This is a genomic window from Pseudomonas sp. MT92 (assembly GCF_058792515.1).
In genome coordinates, this window is the sequence record NZ_JBXAFA010000002.1 from 219,971 (window position 1) to 244,910 (window position 24,940).

Genomic DNA, 24,940 nt, shown 5'->3' on the forward strand with positions numbered 1-24,940 from the left:
TTCTCCAATAAAAAAGGGTTAACGCCTGGCAACTGCAGGAGCGAGCAAGCTCGCTCCTGCAGAGGTCAAAGGCTCAGGCCAGCATGTAGACGTTGCGCAGGGTTTCCCGGACGTGGCATTCGCCGGTCCAGCCGGCCGGGAACAGCACCAGGGTGTTGGGGCGAACCTCGATCACTTCGCCATTGTCGTGGCGGTACGTGGCCGCGCCGGCGATGAAATGGCACAGCTCGTCACGGGGAATCGCCAGCCGCCAGCGACCTGGCGTGCAGACCCACAGTCCGGTTTCCGGGCTGTTGTTCGGCCCCTTGAACAGCAGCCGACCGCTGGAATGTGAGACACCTTCGACGGCGTCGCTCTGCACGCCCCAGTCCACCAGGTCGGTGCGAGTGCTGACGGCTTCGAGGTACGGCGTGAATCCCGCCGTGGTGGATGAATCAGGCATCGTTAAGCACCTTGTCGAGGATGGCGGCCGCGTCGGCCGGGCCCTTGCGTGATTGCATCTGCGCGCTGGTGCGCTGCAGGCGTTGGCGCATGGCCTCGTCGTTGAGGCACGCGGCGAGTTTTTCCGCCAGTTGCGCTTCGGTCCATTGGTAACGGTCGAGCTTGAAGCCGTGGCCGCTTTCCTCGGCGCGCATGGCGTTGTCGTGGCCATCCCATACGTACGACATGACGATCGCCGGTTTGCCGAAAAACAGGCACTCGGTGAAGCTGTTGTTGCCGCCGTGGTGGATAACCGCATCGACCTGGGCAATCACCGAAGGCTGCGGGAACCAGTTGGAGATCTGCACGTTGTCCGGCAGGTCCGGGTACTCATCAAGATGCTCGCCGACATTGAACAGTGCGCGATACGGGAGCTGGCCCACGGCCGCAATCAAGCGTTTGAGCAGGTCGACATCACCGGAGCCGAGGCTGCCGAAGCTGACGTAGAGCAACGGCTTGTCGTTGTTGGCGCGGAACGTCGGAATCTCATAGTTCGTGTCGTGCCGCACACAGCCTTGCAGGTAATGAAAACGCTCGGCCGGCAGCGGATGGCGGCGCTCGAACTTGACCGCGTCGGGGTACAGCAGCAGGTTCATGTAAGGCGAAGCTTCGAAGAAGGTCCCCAGCGGATACGGCTGCTCGCCGTGGGCTTGCAGGAACTGGTTGAAGTCGTCGTGGATCGGCCCGACCACCTCTTCGAAACGCTGGCGAAATTGTGCATGCCCGGCCTTGTCGTCGATGCTCATGCCCGACAGGTGCGGCGGGATATCCGGGTCTTCGATCTCGTTTTCCGAGCAGGAAATGATCCGCACCCACGGCTTGCCGTACTGTTTGATCGCCGGAAACAGGATCACGTTGTCGACGCAGATCAAGTCGGGTTTGACCTTGTCCAGCACCGCCGGCAGGTCCTTTTGCGCCCACTTGGCGGTCTCGACGATGGCGGCCCAGCATTCCTTCACGTAGTTGTCGATCTGCTCCAGGGGCGACTTGCGGAAGTTGGGAATGTGGCCGTTGATGAAGTCGACCCAGTAGCGCGCCATGTCCTCGGGGGGCATCGGTGCCGACATGTTGACCATGTGTTCTTCAAACCCGTAACCGGCGTACACGCCGCTCATTCCGGGGTCGGTGAGGAATACCGCCTTGTGGCCCAAGGCTTCGCAGGCCTGGGCGATACCGACGGAGTTCAGCGCCGGGCCATAAGCGGCTTCCGGAAAGAAGGCGATCACTTTCTGTTTCATCGAGAGATACTCCTGCCTGGTCTTTTTATTGTTCAGCGCGTCAAAACACGGGCGTGGCGAGGCTGCCAGCCCAAGCGGATGGTCGTACCGATTGCGAAACGGGCGAATTCGAATTGCGACGACGGCACGCGAACGATCAGGGCCTTGTCGCTGAGGCCCGTCTGCACATGCACATTGGTGTCGAGGCCGTGGTAAGCGATTTCGACGATCTTGCCGCTGACCTGGTTGGCGCAGGTGCCGGCCTCTTCGGTCAGCACTTGCAAACGTTCCGGACGCACCACCAGGGCCACCGATTGACCAGGCACCAGCGGTACGTCGGTCTCGACCACCAGCTCCTGGCCGTTGACCCGCACCGAACGCTCGCCCGAACGCACGCCTTCAAACAGGTTGCTGACCCCGATGAAGTTGGCGACGAAGCGGCTGTTGGGGTTCTCGTAGAGTTCGCTCGGGCTGCCGCACTGGCAGACTTTGCCGCCGTCGAGCACCGCCATGCGATCGGACATCACCAGCGCTTCTTCCTGGTCGTGGGTGACGATGATGAAGGTGATGCCGCTTTCAAGTTGCAAACGCTTGAGCTCCAGCTGCATTTTTTCCCGCAGCTTCTTATCCAGTGCGCCCAGCGGCTCATCGAGCAGCAACACCCGTGGACGCTTGACCAGCGCCCGCGCCAGGGCCACCCGTTGACGCTGGCCACCGGACAGCTGATCGGGCTTGCGCTCGGCCAGCTCCCCGAGTTGCGCGGTGCTCAGCACCTCGTCGACCCGGCGGCGGATTTCCGCTTCCGGCAGTCGTTCCATTTCCAGGCCGTAGGCAATGTTCTTGCGCACGGTCATGTTGGGAAACAGCGCATAGGACTGGAACATCAAATTCAACGGCCGCTTGTTGGCCGGCAGCGGCGAGATGTCCTTGCCGTCCAGGTAAATGCAGCCACCGCTGGGCGTCTCGAAGCCGGCGAGCATGCGCAGCAGCGTGGTCTTGCCGCACCCGGACGGTCCCAACAGGGCGAAAAACTCGTTCTCGCGGATGTTCAGCGACACCTCGTCGACGGCCAGGCCGTTGCCATAAGACTTGCTGACCTTGTCCAGGATCAGTACCGCAGATGAATTATTCATGGGTGCGAGGAGCCTTGTTGAGACGCTGCGAAGCCAGCAGCGCAGTGATGCTGACCAGCATCACCAGCGTCGCCAGGGCGTTGATTTCCGGGGTGACGCCAAAACGGATCATGGCGTAGATCTGCATCGGTAACGTGGTCGAGGCCTGGCCGGAACCGGAGTTGAAAAAGGCGATGATGAATTCGTCCACCGACAGGGTGAACGCGAGCAAACCACCGGCCAGCACACCGGGAAAAATCGCCGGCAACAGCACCCGGCGAAAGGTGGTGATCCCGCTCGCGCCGAGGTCGATCGAGGCTTCGAGAATCGAATAGTCGAAATGCTTGAGCCGCGTGCGCACCACGGCGCAGACGAAGGCGATGTTGAACACCGCGTGGCTGATGATGATCGAGTGCAGCCCCAGCCCGACCTTGAGCAGGTTGAAGAAGCTCAGCAGCGCGATGGCCAGGACGATGTCGGGAATGATCATCGGCGCCATCAACAAGGTGTCGACCACTTGCCCCTTGTCATCGCCCTTGCGGCGCATCTCGATGCCCAGCGCCAGCAAGGTGCCGAGCACACAGGCAATGAAGGTCGCCGACAGCGCCACGATCAGGGTGTTGAGCGCCGCCGACAATATCGCCGAGTTGTGCGCCAGCGCCGCATACCACTTCAGGGACACCCCGCCCCAGGCGGTGGGCAAGCCGGACTTGTTGAACGAGAGCAGGATCAACACCAGGATCGGCACATAGAGGAAGGCGTAGACCAGACCCAGATGCGCATTGAGGACGCTGCCGCCAACGGAAGGTGATCGACTCATGGGCGGCCTCCTTCGGCACGACGGGCCACCAGTGCCTGGATGAACAACAGGACCAGCATGATCGCGATCAGGAAGAAGCTCAGGGCCGCGCCGAACGGCCAGTCCCGCGCGGTCAGGAACTGTGAGTAGATCAGGTTGCCGACCATCTGCACCTGCTTGCCGCCGAGCAAATCGGCGGTGATGAAGTTGCCGATGCTGAGGACGAAGACAAACACCGCGCCCGCGGCAATGCCGGGCACGCTCAGGGGCAGGATGATCCGGCGAAAGGTCATCCAGCCCGAAGCACCGAGGTCTTTGGAGGCGTCCCAGAGTTCGTTGTTGATCCGCGACAGCGAGGAGAAAATCGCCAGGATCACAAACGGGATGTAGTTGTAGACCAGCCCCAGCACCACCGACGCTTCGGTGTACAGCAGGCTGATGGGTTCACCGCTGTAGCCGCACAGTTGCAGCAGGCGGTTGATCAGGCCTTCACGGTTGAGCAGGACGATCCAGGCATAGGTTCGGATCAGGTAGTTGCTCCAGAACGGCAGCATCACCAGAAACAGGAATACCGCTTGCCGACGCCGTGGCGCACGGGCGATGGCGTAGGCCGCCGGGTAGCCGATCAGCACCGCGAAGACCGTTGCCAGACCGGCGATTTTTGCCGATTTGAGCAGGATGCTCAGGTACAGCGGATCAAAGGCGCGCTGGTAGTTTTCCCAGGTGAACAACCAATCGATGCCGCCATAAGCACCGCGTTCGACGAAGCTGTAGACCAGCACCAGCAAGCAAGGAATCACCAGAAAAGTCAGCAGCCAGCCGAAGCCGGGCGCAAGAAGCCAGGCCGACAGACGCCTGTCAGCATGCAAAGCACTCATTACCCATATCCTCCCGCCTCAGGACCGAGGCGGCTTGCGAGCGTGGCGAGGCATGCACGACATGCCTCGGTTCGATGCGGCTTGCGTTGTGTGGGGCTTAGTTTTGTGCCGCCATGATTTCGGTGACGGCCCGGGTGTAGGCCTTCTGCGTGGTGCCGCCCAGGTCGCGCAATTGCTCCATCTTCACCAGCTCGCCCGGGGCGATGGTCAGGTTGGGGTATTGCTTGAGCAGGTCAGCGGACAAACCGGCCATTGCAGCCTGGTTGGGGATTTTGTAGAGGATGTTTTCGGCAACCCAGACGTGGTTTTCCTTGGCCAGCATGAAGTTGACGAACTTGAACGCCTCGTCCTGATGCTTCGAGCTTTTCAGCACGACCATGGTGTCCACCCACAGGTCGGAACCTTCCTTGGGCACGACAAACTTGATCGCCGCGTTGGCCTGGGTGCCGTAGTTGCACCAGCCATCCCAGGCGTGCGCCATCAGCGATTCGCCGGAAGCGAGCTTGGAATAGAAGGTGGTGTCGTCAAAGGCGAGGATGCGTTTTTTGGTGGCGATCAGCTGATCGCGTACGGCGGCGATCTGGCCGGGGTCGCTGTCGTTGACCGACCAGCCCTTGGCGAGGAATCCGGCCCCGAGCATCCAGCGGTCGGTGGCCAGCATCGTGACCTTGCCCTTGAGCGCATCGCTGGGGTTGAGCAGGTCGTTCCAGCTTTGCGGCGCCGGGGTCACCTTGTCGGCGCGATAGCAGATGCCCGTCGTGCCCCAGGTGTAAGGCACCGAGAAATGGTTGCCGGGGTCGTATTCCAGGTGAGTGGCTTCGGGGTAGAGGTTTTTGAGATTGGGGACCTTGACCGGATCGATGTCGGCCAGCAGCCCTTGCTTGTGCAGGACTTCGGCGAAGGGCGAGGAGACGAAGACCACGTCGTACCCTTCACCGCCAGACGCCATGAGCTTGCCCATGATCTCTTCGTTGGTGGCGTGCAAGGCTTTGTCGACATCGACGCCACTGGCCGCCTTGAACTTGTCCAGCGCATCCGGGGCCATGTAGCCGTCCCAGATGGAAATCACCATGTCTTTCGCGCTTGCAGCCTGTGTAGCGATCGCCAGGGAAACGGCCAACCCCACGCACAGCACGTCTTTCAGCTTTCTCATGATACTCACCCGACGATTGTTTATTGTTTTTTCGAAGGCAGTACGGCAAAACGAGAAACGATTACATGTGTTTTTTTTTAGAAATTAGGACCAGCATCAAAAGATGTCAACGCTTTTTTTCTGCGCCTGACGATTGAGCGGCGCATGGCATAAGATGAGCGCCTGAGTCCGAAGCGACCGAACCGAGATAAAACGCTTGAGCACAACAGCCGAGAAAAAACCCCGCACCAACCACCTTGAACTGGCCCGAAGGATCCTGGAACACACCCAGGAAACCGGGCTGGTGGCCGGTGACCCGGTGGCCGAGCAAGCACTGGCACGCACCTTTCAGGTCTCGCGCACCCTGATTCGTGGCGCCCTCAAAGTGCTGCTGGAAGAAAACCTGCTGAGCCACGAAGCCGGCAAGGGTTATCGCCTGATCGCGGCCCCCGCTGGCCAGGCCTTCAACGCCGCCCTGCCCCAGGCCGAAGAAGAAGAGCTGGCCACCTCGGTCCTGCGCGACCGCATGGCCGGGCGCCTGGGTGACAGCATCAGCATCAGCGAGTTGATGCGCCGGTACGACATCGGCCGGCCGGCGGCGCAGAAAGCCCTGCAACAACTGAGCGAAAGCCAGGCAATTGAACGCGGCCCCGGCCAGTCCTGGCTGTTTCGGCCCTCACTGAACAGCCTTGCCGCGCTGGAGGAAAGCCTGAAATTCCGCCTGATTCTCGAGCCAGAAGCCTTGCTCGGCGGGCAGTTCAACGCCGACCCGCAACGCCTGGCCCTTCTGCGCAGCGCCATGCAAACCCTGCTTGCACGCCCGGTGGAAGACTTCGACATCCAGCAGTTCCGCGAGCTGGATATCAGCTTCCACGAACTGCTGGCCCAGAGCTGCGGCAACCGTTTCATCGGCGACGCCCTGCTCCAGCACCAGAGCCTGCGACGCCTGCCGAACCTGCTGCCATCGGTCAGCGTGCACCGCCTGCAGGAAGCCTTGCGCGAGCATCTGCAAATCATCGCCCACATCGAGCGCGGACAAATGGAGATCGCTGCCGACCTGCTGCGCCTGCACCTGCGCCTGAGCGCCGCGCAACGCCCGCAAACCGCCAACCGTGGCATACCGCAGAGTCACCCGCTCGGGCGCCGTTGAAGCGCCTCAAAAAACTTGATGATTTTTTTTATAAAATAAGACAGCATCAAATCATCTTCAGAAACGGCGGGACTTTCCCGCCTTGGATCTGGCGGCGCCATGCACACACAAAAATTAATCGCCCTGTTTCCAGAAGCCAGTTTCGGCGCAGCCTTGAACTGCATTGGTATCGCCCAATCGCTGCGTGAACTGGGCGCCAAACCGGTGTTCATCTGCCACGAGCATTTCCGGGGACTTTTCGCCGAATACGGTTTCGACGAGTACCCGATCCCGCAAGCCAGCCCATTGTCGGCGGCGGAGCACCAGCACTATTGGGAGCGCTTCATCGAGCGCAACATTCCCTACTTCGACCAGACCCCGCTGGCGCAGATCGACAGCTACGTGGCACCGGCCTGGGACGCGATCATCGACACCGCGATCGAAGCGGAAAAACCCTTGCAGCAATTGCTCAGCCGGCTGAAACCGGATGTGATCGTCCTCGATAACGTGGTCATGTTTCCGGCCATCGCCAACGCCGGCTGCCCGTGGGTGCGGATGGTCTCCTGCGCGGAAACCGAACTCCCCGACGCCGCCGTGCCGCCCTACCTGTCCGGTTGCCTGGCCAGTGATGTCGAAGGCCGCGAGCGCTTCACCGAGCATTACCTGAAAGCCGTCGCACCGGCCCATGAGCGCTTTTCGCAGTTTCTCGCCAGCAACGGCACGCCACCCTGCCCGCCCGGCCAGTTCCTCGTCGACTCGCCGTGGCTCAACCTGCTGCTGTCGCCGACGCCGGTACGCTACGAACGCCAGCAACCTCTGGACCCGCAACGCTACGTCTACCTAGACGGCTGCGTGCGCCGCGAAGCGCCCTACATCGTTCCTGACTTTCCGCGGCACAACGAAGCGCCGCTGATCTACATCAGTTTCGGCAGCCTCGGTGCCGCCGACACCGAGATGATGAAACGACTGATCGGCACGGTCGAAACCCTGCCCTATCGCTTCCTGATCAACGTCGGCGCCTACCGCGACATGTACACCACCGTGCCGGACAACGTGTACCTCGACAGCTGGTTTGCCCAACCGGCGGTGCTCAAGGAGTGCGAGCTGTTCATTCATCACGGCGGCAACAACAGTTTCTGTGAAGCGCTTTACTTCGGCTTGCCGTCACTGATCATCCCTTACTGCTGGGACGGCCACGACAACGCCGCGCGCGCCGAGGAAGTCGGCGTCGGCCGCTACCTGCCGCGCTTCGCCGATCCGCTGGCGGCACTGCCCGCCGCCCTCGAACAGTTGCTGGCCGACCACGGAATGAAACAGCGCCTCAAGGCGTTCAGCGAGCGCATGCAGGCGATTCGCGGCACCGACCTGGCGGCTCGGGCGATTCTGGCCTTGCCCGACAGCTGACCCACCATTGCCGCCCACAACGCCGGAGTTGCTGAATGAAGTCCCCACCGTGCCACGACTCGCTCGACAACGTACACGCCCACCCGTTCTGGCAGGACACCGTCGCACAAGCGCCAAGCGCATCGCCACTGGCGGGCAGCCTGCAATGCGACCTGGCCGTTGTCGGCGGCGGCTTCACCGGGTTGTGGACGGCGCTGTTGGCTCGTCAACGCCGGCCAACCCTGAACATCGCGATCATCGAAGCACGCCACTGCGGCGGTGAAGCCAGCGGACGCAACGGCGGTTTCTGCGCGCCAAGCATCTCCCATGGCGTTTCCAATGCACTGAAACGCTGGCCCCAGGAAGCCGAGCGACTGATCCGCCTGGGACGGCAGAACCTCGACGAGTTGGCGGCCGACCTGCAGCACTTCGGCATGCAGGTCGAGTTCGAGCGCGAAGGCAAGTTGAACCTGGCGAGCCAACCCTGGCAGGTCGAGGGTTTGCGCTCGATGCAACGCAACTACGCCCGGTTCGGCATTGAGTGCCAATGGCTTGAAGGCCGCGCGCTGGCACAGCGCCTGGACTCACCGCTCTACGGTGCCGGAGTGTTCGAACCGAACTACGCGCTGCTCAACCCGGCGAAGATGGCCGCCGAGTTGCGCCGGGTCTGCCTTAAGCAGGGCATTCGGTTGTTCGAGCAAAGCCCGGTGCTGGAACTTCAGAACAGCGGCGACCGTCTGCGCTTGCGCACGGCGAACGGCGGGATGGAAGCCGGGCAAATCGCCCTCGCGACCAACATCGCCCCGCCGCTGCTCGGGCACCTGGCCTCCAGCGTGATCCCGGTATATGACTACAGCCTGGTCAGCGAGCCGCTGAGCGATGAGCAACTGCAGGCTATCGGCTGGACCGGCCGCTACGGCATCGCCGATTCGGGCAACCAGTTCCATTACCTGCGCAAGACCGCCGACAACCGCATACTCTGGGCCGGCTACGACGCCATCTATCACTTCGGTGGACGCCGCGATGAAGCGCTGACGCAACGACCGGCGAGCTTCAAGCGCCTCGCCGAGCAGTTTCACCAGGCATTCCCGCCATTACGCGACGTGCGCTTCAGCCATGCCTGGGGCGGCATCATCGATACCTCCGCGCGCACCACGATGTTCACCGGCTGTGAGATGCAGGGTCGCGTGGCCTACGCCCTCGGTTTCACCGGGCAAGGCGTGTCGGCCAGCCGTTTTGCCGCGCTGAACATGCTCGACCTGCTGGCCGGCGAAGCCACCGAACGAACAGAACTGATGATGACCTCCAGGGCGCCCTTCCGTTTTCCGCCAGAGCCACTGCGCTACGCCGGGGTGAAGCTGGCGCAGCGCTCGCTGGCCCGGGAAGACCGCGATGGTCATCGCGACCTGTTGCTCAAAACCTTCGATGCCTTTGGTATCGGCTTCGATTCCTGAACCGGAGATCCGCATGTCCAGCGCCCTGCCCCAGCACGTGATCAACTTCGCCAATCCGCAGTTGATCCCCAAAGAGCTCGAAGTCAATGACCCGGCCCTTGTCGATGCGCCCTATCGCAGCAGCAGCTGGCGCCACTTCGTGGCTCCGCAGAAAAACGCCGTGGCCGGCATCTGGGAAGCCGGCCCGCATCTGGAGCGCTGCCAATGCGATTACGACGAGCTGTGCCATATCCTCGAAGGCACGGTGCGCCTGACCGATGCGCAGGGTGTCAGTTGCACATTCGGCCCCGGCGCTTCGTTTGTGGTAGCCGCCGGATTTCAAGGCACCTGGGAAAACCTCACGGCGGTGCGCAAGGTGTATTTCATACTGGGATGAGCACCCGACCGGTGCTACCGGTCGTTACTCGGCCACCGCGACCTGGTTGCGCCCACGGGCCTTGGCGCGGTAAAGCGCTTTATCAGCGTTGCACATCAAACTGTGCAAATCATTGTCGCCAGGCACCATGATCGCCACACCGACACTGGCGGTTATGCAGTGAACCGGGCCGGTCATGAGCCCGGAAATGGACTGGATGAGGTCCTCGGCAATGCCCTGGGCGGTCTCGATGGAGGTATTGGGCAGCAACACCGCGAACTCCTCCCCGCCCAGTCGACCGTGGATATCGCCCTCGCGAAAGGATTGACCGATCACCACCCCCATTTGTCGCAGGACCTGATCGCCGATCTGGTGCCCGTAGGTGTCGTTGATGTGTTTGAAGTGATCCATGTCCAGCATGACCGCACACAGCGGCAACTGGTAATTTCGGCAATGGCTATAGAGCTGCTGGGCATGCTGGAAAAAAGCCCGCCGGTTTCTCAGGCCGGTGAGTTCATCGGTTTGTGCCGCGCGCGTGGAGATGCTGTGCGCCAGCTCCATTTCGCGGGTTAGCCGAAAGGCCGTTTCCACCGCATTGGCCAGGCTGCTGGTGGCCCTGAACACGAATGAGGCGAACACCAGGACCGCCACGGCCATCCCGATTTGCAGGGATGACGGCTGGAACAGCAGCCACAGGGTGCAAGGCAACAGCACCAGGGAAATCGACACCACCGTCATGTAGCGGTAGGCCGAGTAACAGGACACCGCACTGACGGACATGCCGACGGTAAACAACATGACCAGCGCCTGGGCCAACAGGTCGTCCCTGGGCATGACCGCCAACGCTCCAGCGCCCCAGATGCCAGCGGACAACACCAGCGTCAGCCAATACTTGAGTTCCCAGCGCTGCGGCGTGCGCAGCGCTGCCGGGCTGTGGAAATAGACTACGAACATCAAAATGCGTATCAACGTCGCCCCCGTCAGCAGGGCTATCCACCAGAAAACCACGTTATGATCAAAACGATCCCAACACAGCCAGCTCAACATGATCACGGCCAGAAAACTGCCGAAAACCGCCGAAACCGATTGGCGAAACAACTGATGCAATCGATCCATGTGCACCTGCTGTGCAATGTAACGATCCTGCTCGTGCCGAAAACCAAGGCCGTCCATTCAATCCGCCTGATCGTGATGCCGTAACGAACAACTATTGTGGCACATTGCCAAGCCGCGCCTGCAATACTCTGTGCCGGGCTGAGAGATTGCGCCTATCACCTGCCAATACTGCGACTATTAGCTGACTTGCCAATGGGCGACTAGCATTAGCTTCTGCCGGTGCACTCTGGCCGGCCAAGACCTGATATCAAGACAACAATGAGTCAGAAACCGACCAGGCGTACCGTGGGTAATCTCTCGGCACATCAATTGCCGCTGTCATGAATGTCCGCGTGGCCACGACGATCCGTTGATCGACCTGCCGGGCCCGCCGCCTGAGTCATTGATTTCACTGGCCGCTTTCCCGCCCGAGCCGGGCCGGATGGCGGCATGGACACGACCGAGGGTAGCGCACACATGGCAACTGAATCGAAATGCCCGTTCAATCATGCCGCCGGCGGTGGCACCACGAACCGCGACTGGTGGCCGAACCAACTGAACCTGAGGATCCTGCACCAGCACTCGCCCCTGTCCGACCCCATGGGCGAGGGTTTCAACTACGCCGAAGCCTTCAAGAGCCTGGACTTCGCGGCGGTCAAGAATGACCTGAACGCGCTGATGACAGACTCGCAAGACTGGTGGCCGGCAGACTTCGGCCACTATGGCCCGCTGTTTATTCGCATGGCCTGGCACGCCGCCGGCACCTACCGCACCGGTGACGGCCGTGGCGGCGCCGGTTCCGGCCAGCAGCGCTTTGCTCCCCTCAACAGTTGGCCGGACAACGTCAGCCTGGACAAGGCGCGCCGGCTGCTCTGGCCGATCAAGCAAAAATATGGCCGCAATATTTCCTGGGCCGACCTGATCGTACTCACCGGCAACGTCGCCCTGGAATCCATGGGCTTCAAGACCTTCGGCTTTTCCGGCGGCCGCGCGGACGTCTGGGAACCGGATGAGGACGTCTACTGGGGCTCGGAAAACAAATGGCTGGGCGGCGACACGCGCTATGGCAAAGATGACAGCAAACCCGTGCAGGCGCCCGGTGATGTGCCGCTCGTCGCCGAGCCGGGGAAAAACGAGGACAGCCGTACCGAGCAAGGTCGCAATCTGGAAAACCCCCTCGCCGCTGTGCAAATGGGCCTGATCTACGTCAACCCGGAAGGCCCGGAAGGCCAGCCGGACCCGGTGGCTTCAGCGCTGGATATCCGCGAAACCTTTGGCCGCATGGCCATGAATGACGAAGAGACCGTGGCGCTGATCGCGGGCGGCCACGCCTTCGGCAAGACCCACGGCGCCGGCCCTGCCGACAATGTCGGGCCAGAGCCCGAAGCGGCCGGCCTGGAACAACAGGGCCTGGGCTGGAAAAACAGCTTCGGCACCGGCAAAGGGCCCGACACCATCACCAGCGGCCTGGAGGTCACCTGGACCACCACTCCGACCCAATGGAGCAACAACTACCTGGAAAACCTGTTCGGCTTCGAATGGGAACTGACCAAGAGCCCGGCTGGCGCGCACCAGTGGAAACCTAAAAACGGCGCGGGCGCCGGCATCATTCCCGATGCCCATGACCCGTCAAAACGCCGCGATCCGACCATGCTCACCTCGGACCTGGCCCTGCGTTTCGATCCGATCTACGAACCGATTGCCCGTCGCTTCCTGGCCAATCCCGACCAGTTGGCCGACGCTTTCGCCCGTGCCTGGTTCAAACTGATCCACCGCGACATGGGGCCGCTTTCGCGCTACCTCGGCCCGGAAATGCCTGACGAAGAGCTGCTCTGGCAAGACCCGATCCCGGCGCTCGACCATGAATTGATCAACGACAGTGACATCGCCACGCTCAAGAGCAAGGTGTTGGCTTCGGGCCTGACGGTGTCAGAGCTGGTGTCCACGGCCTGGGCGGCGGCTTCCACCTTCCGTGGTTCCGATAAACGCGGCGGCGCCAACGGCGGACGCCTGCGTCTGGCGCCACAGAAGTCCTGGCAGGCCAATCAGCCGGAACAACTGGCGAAGGTGCTGGCAAAACTCGAGAGCATCCAGAAGGAGTTCAATACCGGTGGCAAGAAAGTGTCGCTGGCCGACCTGATCGTGCTGGCCGGCGGTGCCGGTGTCGAACAAGCCGCGCGAACCGCCGGGCATAACATCTCGGTGCCTTTCAGGCCGGGGCGAATGGACGCCAGCCAGGAACAGACCGATGTCGAGTCGTTCGGCTTCCTCGAACCCATCGCCGACGGTTTCCGTAACTACCTCAAGACCCGCTACCGCGTACCCGCCGAGCAGCTGCTGATCGACAAGGCGCAATTGCTGACCCTCACCGCGCCGGAAATGACCGTGCTGATCGGTGGCCTGCGCGTGCTCAACACCAACGTCGGAAAAACCGCCCACGGCGTCTTCACCACACGCCCGGAAGCGCTGACCAACGACTTCTTCACCCACTTGCTGGACATGGGGGTGGAATGGAAACCGGTGTCGGAGGCCAATGAGGAGTTTGAAGGTCGCGACCGCAAGACCGGCCAGCCCAAGTGGACCGCCACCCGCGTCGATCTGGTGTTCGGTTCCAATGCGCAGTTGCGGGCACTGGCGGAAGTCTATGCAACCGCCGGGGCGCAAGAGAAGTTCGTCCATGACTTCGTGGCGGCCTGGACCAAGGTGATGAACCTGGATCGCTTCGACCTGAAGTGAAACTCACCACTTGAAACGGGGGCGGCGCAATGCCGCCCCTGTCATTTTGATTGCCACTTGCGTGTCCGCCCTACTCACGCGGATCGATCTGATCCAGCACCCGGTTCGCCGTGATTTCCGCCAGCTGTGAAAATCGGGGGATTGGGTGAAGGCTTGATCATGTTCAGTCCCCAAAAACGTGGAGCCGTCATCACTTGCGACTAAACAAGGGGTGGAAGCTGCATGCAGGTTAGTCGACCGGGGAGTACCAAACCGGCGCACCCGAAGGCGCCCTGCGCACAACTACCATGAAATGCAGGCATTAACATGACCTGACTATCCGGATGCAGATGCGCTTCGATACACCACAGGGCGACTAAACCTGATCACTGATGCGCAGTGACGCGAATCAAGTTACCGAGCAGCCCCAAGGCGCACAAGCCGGCGGATTCTGGCGTGACCGTAGGCAACGACGCAGGGTGTTGTAGCTTTCAGGAAGTGAGTTGTAGGGCGCTTCAACAAGCCCCTGAATGTTCCGCCCGGCTCATAAGACAATGTTTTTAGTGCCGGGCATCGGTCTACACTCAGATCCCCAGTCGTGCTCCCCAGGAGAGGTCAGAGTGACCATGCAGCCAACCATCAAACTGCTCGATCAGCCCACCAAATATGTGTTCTTCACCGGCAAGGGCGGGGTTGGCAAAACGTCGGTCTCCACGGCGGTGTCCATCGCGCTGGCTGACGCAGGCAAGAACGTGCTTCTGGTCAGCACGGACGCCGCCTCGAACCTTGATGAGATGCTCGGCATCGAGCTGAGCAATCAGCCTGTCGCGGTGCCGGACGTGCCTGGCATGTTCGTGCTCAACATTGACCCCGCAACCGCAGCCACCGACTACCGAGCCAGAGTGGTCGAGCAAATGGGCTCGCAAGCCAGCGATCAAGACATTGCACTGGTGCGTGAGCAACTCTCGGGGGCCTGCACGACCGAAATCGCCACCTTCGATGAGTTCTCCCACCTCTTGGCGCAAGGCGGCGCAGCCTATGACCATGTTGTGTTCGATACCGCTCCCACGGGACACACGCTCAGGCTGTTGAGCCTGCCCAAAGCGTGGAGCGGATTTCTGGAAGGTAATGATCGTGGGGCGTCCTGTCTGGGGCCGCACTCGGGTTTGAAAATGCAGGAGCAGCTGTTCAATCAGGCTTTGGCTGCACTCAATAACCCTGCCCTGACCACCGTCGTGCTCGTGGCCCGGCCCGATAAAGGCGCGCTCGCCGAAGCAGCACGCTCCTCCGACGAACTTCGTGATTTGGGCCTGAAAAATCAGCGTCTGGTCGTGAACGCCGTGTTCAAACGCAGCGACTTGAATGACCCGATTGCTGCCGCCATCGAGGCCATTGGCCAACAGGCGCTCGACGAGATGCCCGCTTCGCTGCGCCCGCTGGCCGTCGATTACATTCCACTCAAGGCTGTGGATTCCGTTGGCTTGCCCGCGCTGCGCGGGCTGCTTGACCCGCAGCCTGCCCGATCAACAAGCCCGGCATCCCAAGCGCCATCACACCTCGAATATCACGGGCTCTCGGAACTGGTTGCCGAGCTTGCCAAGGACGAGCGCGGGCTGATCATGGTCATGGGCAAAGGTGGCGTTGGCAAAACCACCATTGCCGCCGCCATCGCGCTAGGCCTGGTCCAGCGCGGCAAATCCGTGCATTTGAGTACGACCGATCCTGCGGCGCATCTGGCGGTGACCCTCAACGCCGATGTGCAGGGACTCAGCGTAGGCCGCATCGACCCCAAGGTCGAAACTCAAAAATACGTGGACAAGATCGTAGCGTCCCGCGCGCCAACCTTGACGGAAGATGAGACAGCGTTGCTCATTGAGGATCTTCGCTCCCCCTGCACCGAAGAGGTTGCCGTTTTCCATGCGTTTTCCCGTGTGGTTTCTCAAGCCAGAACCTCGTTCGTGGTGCTGGACACCGCCCCCACCGGTCACTCGCTGCTGCTGATGGATGCCACTGGCGCCTATCACCGCCAGATGGTTCGGGCGTTCGAAGGCAAGGCCTCGGACCACATCGTTACGCCCTTGATGCGCCTGCAAGATGCGCACTACAGCAAAATCATCCTGGTGACGCTGCCCGAAGCAACGCCCGTGTCTCAGGCCGCAGCGCTGCAGGATGACTTGCGCAGGGCCAACATCGAACCCTTTGCGTGGGTGGTCAATAAGTCGCTACTGGCCACGGACACCCAAGACCCGTTGTTGCGAGCGCGACTGGAGAGCGAGCGCAAACAGATGGCGCGCGTCGCCGACCAAACCCGGCATGCAGTGATCGTTGTGCCCTGGACGGCAGAGCCGCCTGTGGGGGTCGCGGCGCTCACGCGCCTGCTGGATTGAAGCGCCAATATCGGCTCGACGCCTTGCCTCTATTGGAAGCAAGGCCGTGCTAAAAAAACGGCCATCGCGCTTAGCCCCTGGACCATTCGAATGCCGATGCCCGGCGGCAAGCCGAGGTGGCGGGTCGCGGCAAGGATGTCTTTTATGTAGATCACACAGATAGACAGGCAGGGGCAGGTTCGACCTGCCTGTACCGATCACCCTTGGATGAGAGCTGGCTGATCACGTCGAGGGTCACCATCGCCAAGGCGCCATCCAAAGGTCAGATATGGATTTCAGCGGTCTTGAGACCCAAGTCTCGAAGTTCGGCGATCAAATCATCCAGATGCCCGAAAGACTCAACCTCTTCATTGTCATCAACCAAAAAATAACTCCTCCCGGCGTCCTTCTTGAAGAATACGATCCACTCCTTGGGATTGGTCGGGTTTGCGATCAAGTGGGTGTCAAAGGTTACGCCTTCGGCATGTTTGCTTTTCACAGCTTTGCGATTCATGTCTGTCACCACGCTACGCGCTTTCTCAAAATTCTCTATATGCAGTGTATGCCCGCTCAGTTCCGTCCGAGCTTTTACCGGCAACATCTCCAGCCGTTCGAAGCAGTGGCTCCAAGGTATTTAAATTATAACTGCATGTTAATATTATGCACATGCATGTACTGAGGAGCTAGCCGTGATTGCGATAGGTGAGGCATGGAAGGCGGGGTTGTTGGGTCGAAAGCACTGGCTCCGCAACCTGGTGTCTGGCGTGATCGTCGGGATCGTGGCGCTCCCCCTGGCCATGGCGTTTGCCATTGCCTCTGGCGTCAAGCCCGAGCAAGGCATCTACACCGCAATCATTGGCGGCCTGCTGGTTTCGCTCTTTGGGGGGAGCCGCTTACAGATTGCAGGGCCAACAGGTGCGTTCATCGTGATTCTGGCGGGGGTCACGGCCAAGCATGGGGTTGACGGCCTGCAAATCGCTACGATGATGGCGGGCGCCATGCTGTTATTGCTCGGGATCGCCCGGCTGGGTGCAATCATCAAGTTTATCCCCGATCCCGTGATCGTCGGATTCACCGCCGGCATCGGCGTGATCATCTGGGTCGGACAGTGGAAAGACTTTTTCGGCTTACCGGCGATCAGTGGAGAGCACTTCCATGAAAAGCTCTGGCATTTGCTACAGGCGCTCCCGGATCTTCATATGGCCACTACCCTGCTGGCTGCACTCAGTCTTTTGCTGGTCGTCACCGCGTCCAAAATTCCCGGTCTCAAACGGGTGCCTGGCCCGCTGGTCGCAATGACGGTTGCTACGGCGATACAGTCGGCCTTTCATTTCGAGGGAGTCGCCACGATTGGCAGCGCATTTGGTGGCATACCTCAAGGCCTTCCAGCGTTAAGCCTGCCTGAAATCACGCTCTCTCGCGTCATCGATTTGATTGGTCCGGCTTTCACTATCGCCATGCTGGGAGCAATCGAATCGCTTCTGTCTGCAATGGTGGCCGATGGCATGGCGGGCACCAAGCATGATTCCAATCAGGAACTGATCGGTCAGGGGATTGCCAATCTGGTCGCGCCGTTGTTTGGCGGCTTCGCAGCGACCGGAGCCATTGCCCGTACTGCCACCAATATCCGTAACGGCGGCACAAGCCCGCTGGCCGGCATTACGCACGCGGTCACCCTGGTGTTCATTATTCTGTTTCTGGCACCTCTGGCTGCAAACATCCCGATGTGCGCCCTGGCCGCCATTCTTTTCGTGGTCGCGTACAACATGAGCGAGTTGAAACATTTCAAGCGCATGGTTCAGCGAGCGCCACGCGCAGACGTGTCTATTCTGCTCATCACCTTCAGCCTCACAGTGTTCAGTGACTTGGTGATCGCCGTAAATATCGGTGTCATTCTTGCCATGCTGCATTTCATGCGGCGCATGGCTTCATCCGTGGAAGTGCAACAGGTCGTCGAGCACGAGCTTGAAGAAGAGCTGAGAGCCAATGGCCATGCGCACTTGCCCCCAGGGATACTGATTTACACGATTGAAGGGCCACTGTTCTTTGCTGCGGCCGAGACCTTCGAGCGAGTGCTGGCACAGACCCATACAGACCCACGCCTGTTGATTATCCGTCTGAAACGCGTGCCGTTTATGGATATCACGGGCTTGCAAGTGCTGGAGGAAGTCATTCAGCAGCTGCACAAGCGCAATATCGTGGTAAAGCTCTGCGAGGCGAATACGAAGGTGCTCGGCAAGCTCGACAGGGTGGGCATCCTGCAAGAAATTGGCCCGGAGCATTACCACGCCGACTTCAATACCGCGCTGGCCAAAGCGGTCAGTCACGTAGAGGGTACGTCGACCCTCTAGAGGCTAACGGCCAGTGTTGGTCATGACTTGGTACTGACGGCATGCTTGCCCTTGGTCGTATAGCTGGCGCCGTGAGTGGCCAGATAGTCACGAATCAATTGCCGGACAACCTGCGAAGACGTCAGGTCTTGTGCCGCACAGAGTTCCTCGAACGCTTTTTTCTTGACGGGATCAATGAGCACAGTGAGGCGCGCAGTCTTGCTTTCCATGGGGTATTCAATCGCTCGAGTCGCTGGATGTTAATCAAATTGTAATTGCGTTGTTCTGTGCTGTCACTGTACTGGCAGGCTGTTGGCTGGCACCTCGACGTTACTCACAGGAAAAGGCCGGGTTGTCAGGGCCGTTTGCTGCCCGTCGCGAGAGGCAGAAAACACCCCTTGGCTGACGGTCCGCCAGAAGCGAAGCAGACGGTCATGAGAATCGGCCTGTGTCCCACCTGAATAAGGCCTTGATGGCAGCGATCGAAGTGAGGTCGCGATTGACCATCCAGCCCCTTGTTCTCTTGTCTACCCGAATGTGCGCCAGTGCCCCGAGGCGTGGCGCATGATTCGAGCAGTCCCGCCCGGGCCGATACGCTGAGTGATGGGTTGATCCGGTTAGTGGGTGAACCTGGGTCTCATCGAACCCTTTGCGTGGGTGGTCAATAAACATCGATAAAACGCTGGCAAAGCTTGCTGAAACGTTTCATCAAGTCTATAAAAATGGCACAACTCCAAGAAAGGCTGCTGCCATGACCCCGCTCAAACTCTTTGTTGCCCTCAGCGCAATGTCCGCTGCCTCCCACGCCATGGCGTGGGATTACGTTCTGCTCGACACCGACAAAGCCGCCCAGAACTGGCAGATATCCAGCCAGCAACTCGGTGTAAAAACCGACAAACCCTTCAGTGTCACCCTGCGCACCTTGCACGGCGGTCGGCAGGAGGGCGTCAGCATCGTCGACATCGATAACGGCACGATGAAACTTTCGGTAGTGCCGACTCGCGGAATGAACGTCTTGCAGGCCTCGGTTGGCAATGTGCGCATGGGCTGGGATTCGCCGGTCAAGGAAGTGGTCAATCCGTCCTTTATGGAACTCAATGGCCGCGGTGGTCTGGGCTGGCTGGAAGGTTTCAATGAACTGGTCACCCGCTGCGGATACGAATGGGTCGGCCACCCCGGCGTCGACAATGGCGAACTGCTGACCCTGCACGGTCGGGCCGCTAACATTCCTGCGAACAAAGTCACCCTGCACATCGATGAAAAACCACCGTACGCCATCACCCTGCGTGGCGAACTGAAAGAGCAGGCGTTCAAGAAGGTAGACTTCTCCGTCGCGACCGAACTGGTCACCGAACCCGGCAGCGTAGTGTTCGCCCTCAACGACACCCTGACCAACAACGGTGACTACCCGAAGGAATACCAGGCGTTGTATCACAGCAACTTCAGCACCCCGTTCCTGGAGCAGGGCGCTCGTTTCGCAGCACCGGTGAAACAGGTGTCGCCATTCAACGACAAGGCCAAGGGCGATCTGCCAGACTGGCAAACCTACCGCGCACCGACCAAGGACTACGACGAAACGGTTTACAACGTGGTGCCGTATGCCGATGCCAAGGGCGATACGTTGACCGTGTTGCATAACAAGGCCGGCAACCTGGGTGTTTCGGTCGGTTTCAACACTCAGACACTGCCCGTGTTTTCTCTGTGGAAAAACACCGATACCCAAGGCCAGGGCTATGTCACGGGGCTGGAGCCGGGGACAAGTTTTTCCTACAACCGCCGTTATCAGCGGCCACTGAACCTGGTCCCGACAATTGAGCCGAAGGAACACAAGCAGTTCCGCATCAGCTACAGCTTGTTGGCGGACAAGGCGGCGGTGGATAAGGCCTTGAAGCAGGTGAGCGAGATTCAGGGTGGGCGGGAGACAGAGGTGCGGCAGACGCCGTTGGTTGATCTGACCAAGGGGTGACACCGGCTGGATCATTGAAAAATGGGGGACAGATTTATTATCTGGAAAATAAATCTGTCCCCTTTTTGTTATAGCGATGGACAGCCCCTCGGTTACCTCAGTTTGAACGCTGGTTTATCGCCGGATTGGCGCACTTCTATATAGCTTCATGTAGTCCATCGAATTCTGAGCGTGCCGGGCTTAACATGGACGTCGGCTCAACAGGAACGCTGCAATGGATCTGAAGTTCAGTCACATAGATGTACTGGTCAATAATCTCGAAGAAGCCTGTGCTTACTACGCACAGATACTTAATGCCAGGATCTCCAAAACCCTCGTTTGGGAACGAGGTGGTCTGCACGTGCGCTACGCGATTGCGCTGATCGGTCAAGAGCGTTTCATGTTGGTACAGCCATTGGCGGGGAACCTGAGGGAGCTATTGGACTCCTCGGGAGAAGGGATGATTTATCGCCACTGCTATTCGACGCCAGACATCGAGAAGGCCTACGACGAACTGATGGTCGCCGGTGTTCAGCCAGAAGACGAAAACGGAAAGCCATTGGCCCGCGCGAACCTGCAATCCCCGTCCGGGACACGCATTATCTGGTTGCCCAAGCGCTTCGGGCACTTCTCTATCGAAATCCTGGAAGACAAGGCCTTAGAGGCATTTGTAGAAGCTGCATTTTCCTGAGTGAGCAGTCGCCATTCAATCCGAGCAATCTTGTCATTTGCCAGGGCTTAGGGCAGGGTCGATACCACTGATATCTCTGCCAAAGGAGTCATCCATGTCAAAGCTCTATCCCAGTATCGATCCCGAGGGGCTGGTCGAGTACTCAGTGGTCTATACCGACCGCTCGCTCAACCACATGTCGCAGTCATTTCAAGGCGTGATGAAGAACATCTCCAGGACCCTGAAACAGGTCTACAACGCCCAGGCTGTTGCGGTGGTCCCGGGCAGCGGCACATTCGGCATGGAAGCGGTGGCGCGACAGTTTGCCACCGGCCAGCAATGCCTGGTGATACGCAACGGCTGGTTCAGTTATCGCTGGAGCCAGATCCTTGAGATGGGCAATATCCCGGCGGCCACTACGGTGCTGAAAGCGCGACCAGTCGACACGGGGCGCCAGGCCGCCTACGCCCCTCCCCCTCTGGACGAAGTGCTGGAAGCCATTGCGGCTTCGAGGCCGCAGATTGTCTTCGCCCCCCACGTTGAAACCTCATCAGGGATCATCCTGCCCGACGACTACCTGCGGGCCGTCGGCGACGCCGTGCATGCGGTGGGTGGCCTGTTCGTGCTGGACTGCATCGCCTCAGGCACGCTTTGGGTTGACATGCACAAATGCGCAGTCGACCTGCTGATCAGCGCACCGCAGAAAGGCTGGAGCGCCTCCCCTTGCTGCGCCCTGGTGATGTTCAGTTCCCTGGCCCTTGAGCGCATCGAGCAGACGCAGAGCAGCAGCTTCGCCTGCGACCTGAAAAAGTGGCTTCAGATCATGCAGGCCTACGAACAGGGCGGGCATGCCTACCATGCGACCATGCCCAGCGATTCTCTCGCGCGATTCAACGAAGTGATGAAAGAGACGCAAGCCTACGGTTTCGACAAGATCCGTGGCGATCAACAGGTTCTGGGCGATCGGGTGCGCGCAATGTTGACCGGCAAAGGCTTCAAAAGCGTGGCCGCAGCCGGCTTTCAGGCCCCTGGCGTAGTGGTGAGCTACACCGATGATGCCGACATCAAGAGCGGTAAGAAATTTGCCAACCACGGCCTGCAGATCGCCGCCGGAGTGCCGTTGCAATGCGACGAACCGGCCGACTTCCAGACCTTCCGCATCGGACTGTTCGGACTCGAAAAGCTGCACAATATTGAACGCACGGTCAGCACTCTCGAGCAGGCACTGGACGAGGTGATGGTTAACTAAGCCCTCATCTTGCCCGCAGCACATACCGAACGTGTGAACGCCAGGAAGGCATCCTGCCCTGGGCACTGCGGGCTCTGGGCGCTGATCTTCAACGAATATGACGCGGGTCGCCTGCATGGTCTGCGGCGTCACAAACGCCGCACGAGCCAACTCGACATTGGAGATTTGCGGGTTACCGGCGACGGCAAGTAAAACGGCGTTCTGCGGCGCTTCCAATGGCTACGCGATCACCTTTCATACGGCGCGGACCTGACCGCCCTTCGCCTTCAGCGGGTAATCCTGCTATGCGGGTCTGTTGTGAAGTACGAGAAGGAACATTCGCAACAGACCGCTTTTTGGCCGACGCCAGCCTTTCGTGACCGGCAGAGGTCGGCCATGAGCGGTCAGCCGCTCAAAACACTTAAAAACCACTGATTGCTAAAGTAATCAGGATCCGAAAATAGCTCACTCGGTCGAAGGGACGGATGCTCCTTTGCCCAAGCGAATTAGTTCATTGGAGAAACACAGGCCGACGATGATCAGTGCCGCTCCCGCGTACAGGCTTTCGCGCGGCACTTCATTGAGCGCCACAAACGCCAGCAGCGCGGCGAACAGTGGCTCGGTCAGCTCCAGCGCTTGCACTTGGGATGGCTTGAGATACTCGATGGCCTTGGTGGTGCAGAAGAAGCCCAGGATTGTCGGCAGCGTGGCCAGCGCCAGCAGCGCGGCGATCGCCAGCGGCGACAGCTCGCCCATCGCGAAACCATCGGCCGCAGCCGGCATCAGCAGGTACAGGCTGCCAAAGAACAACAATTGTCGGGTGAAGTGCAGCCCCCCCCGACACACCCATACGCTTCATGGCAACCGAAAAAGCCCCATAGCCGCAGCCGGCCATGGAGGCAAGCGCAGCACCTTGCAGGGTAAAGCCCTGCTGCAGGTCGCCGCCGAAAATTACCGAGATCCCGGCAATAGCCAGTGCGGCGCCAACGGTAGCGTTGGCGGTGATGGCATCCTTGAGGAAAATGCGCCCCAGAATGATTGAGGAAATTGAGGCACTGGCCATCAGCACCACCACCACGCCTGCCGCAGCGTAGTGTCGATAGGCGGACGTTTCGAAATGGAACAGCACAAAGATGCCAAGGAATGCGCAGATAGCCGCCTGAGTCCATTTGGTCGACGCCGCCGGGCGCTTGAGGAAAAACAGTAAGATCGAGAGAAGCACGCAACCCAGTACGGTCTTGATGACCGCGACACTGCTAGCGGTGAAACCATCGCTCATGAGTACTTTGCTGAGTACACCGATCGTTGCGTTCAGTGCCGCAGCGGAGAGTGCAAATATGACGCCTTTGCTGAAAGTAGATTGCATTGATGACGATCCCTGTCGCTGAATTGTCGTTCGATAGAATGCCGCCCTGCATCGACGGCGCAAAGTTTGAGGATATGAAGCCCCCACCAACCCGGGTATCGATTGTGGCATAAGCACTGGATCGCCCAGTAGGATGCTATTCGCCTTCTTGTCGCCGCCAAGGGAGAAGTCAGAGTGCCTGGCCCCTGGCTATGCAATGCGAGTTGACGAACATTGCAGTGTGCTGCAAAGACTGACGTATATCCGGTTTGGCTATTCCATGCCTGTTGGCAAATTGCTCGACCGCCGCTGTATCAAAACGAGTGGTCTGGATAAAGTCCAAGGCTTCGGGTTTTGAATTCAAAAACCGCGCAACGGGAGGAATACTCAGTAGCAACTTCAGCAATCGGAGTGAAATGTAATGCTTGGGAGACTTTAAGCCCAAAGGTTGCGCCACCTGTACCAGGAGCTCTCGCAAGTTGGGCGTTTGGTCATCAAGCGCCAGCAGTTCCTGGCCCACCATGGCAGGATCAAAAGCACAAACCGCCATCAGTTCAACCAGGTGATCCACGGTGACCAGTGGCAGCCAGTGCTCGGCGGTACCGGGCACGGCAGTCAGCTTTCCCTGTACAAGGTTGCGTATCAGCTCCACCAGCGGCTGACCGTCAAGGATATGCCCCGTGCGGCTGTGACCACACACCGTCGCAGGGTGGACAACGGTGATCTCCCCGCCCTTGGTGGCCATGACCTCCAGGGTCGCAAAATGCGCCTCCAGCTTGCTCCCCTCGTAACCACCGACGAGCCGGTAGACGGCAGGCCAATTCGTCAGCTCCGGATAACAAGGATCAATCCCGATGCGTTGCAAATGTTCATGATTTTTCAGCATGTAGCCGCCGATCATCACTAACCGGCTTTTTTGCTCAGCCGCCAACAGCGCCACGCGCTTCGCCCCCTCTACATTCACCGCACGAGAATGCTCCACTGAAAGCCCCCAGGCGAAGTGGGCGCCCAGGTGGAATACAACGCTGGCGTGCCTTAGCACCTCTCGGTCAGCGAGACTCAGCCCGAGGTTGTCCCGTTCCAGATCGCCAGCGACGGCAAATACCCGGGTTGCATTCCCTCCCAAATTGTCGACTTGCTCGCGCAGTGCAGCCAGTCGCTCTGGGCGACGCATCAACACCCGAATGGTGTGACCTTTTGCACTCAGGTACGCCACCAAATGTTGACCGATGAAGCCGGTACCCCCTGTGACAAAGCACTCCACGCTCATTTCCTGCTCCTGGTTAAGGTGAGAAATCAAGCGTAAA

Annotated in this window: 20 protein-coding genes and 1 pseudogene; 10 read left to right on the forward strand and 11 right to left on the reverse strand. The window is 59.9% G+C overall.

The features are described 5' to 3' along the window. Window positions 1–73 precede the first annotated feature (73 nt). The 6 genes from AC1Q6D_RS04045 to AC1Q6D_RS04070 form a co-directional block, all read right to left on the reverse strand. Entirely contained in the window at window positions 74–442 is a 369-nt protein-coding gene (locus tag AC1Q6D_RS04045; protein ID WP_103404351.1) for a cupin domain-containing protein, read from the reverse strand. Next, window positions 435–1,718 (reverse strand): nucleotide disphospho-sugar-binding domain-containing protein, encoded by a 1,284-nt coding sequence (locus AC1Q6D_RS04050; protein ID WP_103404350.1) that lies wholly within the window; start codon window positions 1,716–1,718, stop codon window positions 435–437. The genes AC1Q6D_RS04045 and AC1Q6D_RS04050 overlap by 8 nt, the downstream gene beginning before the upstream one ends. A gap of 32 nt (window positions 1,719–1,750) precedes the next feature. Further along, window positions 1,751–2,830, reverse strand: a complete 1,080-nt coding sequence (locus AC1Q6D_RS04055) for an ABC transporter ATP-binding protein (protein WP_103404349.1) — start codon at window positions 2,828–2,830, stop codon at window positions 1,751–1,753. Continuing rightward, the gene (locus AC1Q6D_RS04060; protein ID WP_103404348.1) at window positions 2,823–3,629 is read right to left on the reverse strand and encodes an ABC transporter permease; all 807 of its coding nucleotides are present in this window, start codon (window positions 3,627–3,629) and stop codon (window positions 2,823–2,825) included. The genes AC1Q6D_RS04055 and AC1Q6D_RS04060 overlap by 8 nt, the downstream gene beginning before the upstream one ends. Next, on the reverse strand, window positions 3,626–4,486 hold the full coding sequence (locus tag AC1Q6D_RS04065; protein ID WP_052193571.1) for an ABC transporter permease: 861 nt from the start codon (window positions 4,484–4,486) through the stop codon (window positions 3,626–3,628). Before AC1Q6D_RS04065 ends, AC1Q6D_RS04060 begins: the two co-directional genes overlap by 4 nt. A 97-nt stretch (window positions 4,487–4,583) precedes the next feature. Further along, window positions 4,584–5,639: a polyamine ABC transporter substrate-binding protein gene (locus tag AC1Q6D_RS04070; RefSeq protein WP_103404347.1), complete on the reverse strand. Its 1,056-nt coding sequence runs from the start codon at window positions 5,637–5,639 to the stop codon at window positions 4,584–4,586. 196 nt (window positions 5,640–5,835) lie between these two features. On the opposite strand from AC1Q6D_RS04070, the gene AC1Q6D_RS04075 reads away from it, so the two are divergent. The 4 genes from AC1Q6D_RS04075 to AC1Q6D_RS04090 all read left to right on the forward strand — a co-directional run bounded on the left by AC1Q6D_RS04075 (window position 5,836) and on the right by AC1Q6D_RS04090 (window position 9,960). Then, complete coding sequence (locus tag AC1Q6D_RS04075) at window positions 5,836–6,768, forward strand: GntR family transcriptional regulator (protein ID WP_103404346.1); 933 nt, start codon at window positions 5,836–5,838, stop codon at window positions 6,766–6,768. Window positions 6,769–6,867: 99 nt separating this feature from the next. After that, a complete protein-coding gene (locus tag AC1Q6D_RS04080) occupies window positions 6,868–8,151 on the forward strand; it encodes a nucleotide disphospho-sugar-binding domain-containing protein (protein ID WP_103404345.1) in 1,284 nt (427 codons plus the stop codon). Window positions 8,152–8,186: 35 nt separating this feature from the next. Continuing rightward, entirely contained in the window at window positions 8,187–9,584 is a 1,398-nt protein-coding gene (locus AC1Q6D_RS04085) for an NAD(P)/FAD-dependent oxidoreductase (protein WP_103404344.1), read from the forward strand. A gap of 13 nt (window positions 9,585–9,597) precedes the next feature. Continuing rightward, window positions 9,598–9,960: a cupin domain-containing protein gene (locus AC1Q6D_RS04090; protein ID WP_103404343.1), complete on the forward strand. Its 363-nt coding sequence runs from the start codon at window positions 9,598–9,600 to the stop codon at window positions 9,958–9,960. A gap of 24 nt (window positions 9,961–9,984) precedes the next feature. On the opposite strand, the gene AC1Q6D_RS04095 is transcribed toward AC1Q6D_RS04090, so the two are convergent. Next, complete coding sequence (locus AC1Q6D_RS04095; protein WP_103404342.1) at window positions 9,985–11,112, reverse strand: GGDEF domain-containing protein; 1,128 nt, start codon at window positions 11,110–11,112, stop codon at window positions 9,985–9,987. Between the two features lie 399 nt (window positions 11,113–11,511). Here AC1Q6D_RS04095 and katG point away from each other — a divergent pair, with 399 nt between their 5' ends. Both katG and arsA read left to right on the forward strand, forming a co-directional pair. Continuing rightward, complete coding sequence (katG, locus tag AC1Q6D_RS04100) at window positions 11,512–13,770, forward strand: catalase/peroxidase HPI (RefSeq protein ID WP_103404433.1); 2,259 nt, start codon at window positions 11,512–11,514, stop codon at window positions 13,768–13,770. 509 nt (window positions 13,771–14,279) lie between these two features. Further along, a complete protein-coding gene (gene arsA, locus AC1Q6D_RS04105) occupies window positions 14,280–16,136 on the forward strand; it encodes an arsenical pump-driving ATPase (protein WP_256590237.1) in 1,857 nt (618 codons plus the stop codon). A 262-nt stretch (window positions 16,137–16,398) separates the two neighbouring features. Here the strand turns inward: arsA and AC1Q6D_RS04110 are convergent, their stop codons facing one another. Continuing rightward, entirely contained in the window at window positions 16,399–16,629 is a 231-nt protein-coding gene (locus AC1Q6D_RS04110) for a hypothetical protein (RefSeq protein WP_047538824.1), read from the reverse strand. A gap of 175 nt (window positions 16,630–16,804) precedes the next feature. Here AC1Q6D_RS04110 and AC1Q6D_RS04115 point away from each other — a divergent pair, with 175 nt between their 5' ends. Beyond that, the gene (locus AC1Q6D_RS04115; RefSeq protein ID WP_103404341.1) at window positions 16,805–18,466 is read left to right on the forward strand and encodes a SulP family inorganic anion transporter; all 1,662 of its coding nucleotides are present in this window, start codon (window positions 16,805–16,807) and stop codon (window positions 18,464–18,466) included. 20 nt (window positions 18,467–18,486) lie between these two features. On the opposite strand, the gene AC1Q6D_RS04120 is transcribed toward AC1Q6D_RS04115, so the two are convergent. Then, window positions 18,487–18,675 (reverse strand): ribbon-helix-helix protein, CopG family, encoded by a 189-nt coding sequence (locus AC1Q6D_RS04120; protein ID WP_103404340.1) that lies wholly within the window; start codon window positions 18,673–18,675, stop codon window positions 18,487–18,489. Between the two features lie 521 nt (window positions 18,676–19,196). On the opposite strand from AC1Q6D_RS04120, the gene AC1Q6D_RS04125 reads away from it, so the two are divergent. The 3 genes from AC1Q6D_RS04125 to AC1Q6D_RS04135 all read left to right on the forward strand — a co-directional run bounded on the left by AC1Q6D_RS04125 (window position 19,197) and on the right by AC1Q6D_RS04135 (window position 22,309). Next, window positions 19,197–20,411 (forward strand): aldose 1-epimerase family protein, encoded by a 1,215-nt coding sequence (locus AC1Q6D_RS04125; RefSeq protein WP_103404339.1) that lies wholly within the window; start codon window positions 19,197–19,199, stop codon window positions 20,409–20,411. A 214-nt stretch (window positions 20,412–20,625) separates the two neighbouring features. Further along, window positions 20,626–21,081, forward strand: coding sequence for a VOC family protein (locus tag AC1Q6D_RS04130; RefSeq protein ID WP_103404338.1), 456 nt, complete (start codon window positions 20,626–20,628; stop codon window positions 21,079–21,081). A 94-nt stretch (window positions 21,082–21,175) separates the two neighbouring features. Next, on the forward strand, window positions 21,176–22,309 hold the full coding sequence (locus tag AC1Q6D_RS04135; protein ID WP_103404337.1) for an aminotransferase class V-fold PLP-dependent enzyme: 1,134 nt from the start codon (window positions 21,176–21,178) through the stop codon (window positions 22,307–22,309). 444 nt (window positions 22,310–22,753) lie between these two features. Here AC1Q6D_RS04135 and AC1Q6D_RS04140 read toward each other — a convergent pair. Then, window positions 22,754–23,654: pseudogene (locus AC1Q6D_RS04140) on the reverse strand (DMT family transporter). A gap of 169 nt (window positions 23,655–23,823) precedes the next feature. Continuing rightward, window positions 23,824–24,903: an SDR family oxidoreductase gene (locus tag AC1Q6D_RS04145; RefSeq protein ID WP_103404336.1), complete on the reverse strand. Its 1,080-nt coding sequence runs from the start codon at window positions 24,901–24,903 to the stop codon at window positions 23,824–23,826. Window positions 24,904–24,940: the final 37 nt, after the last annotated feature.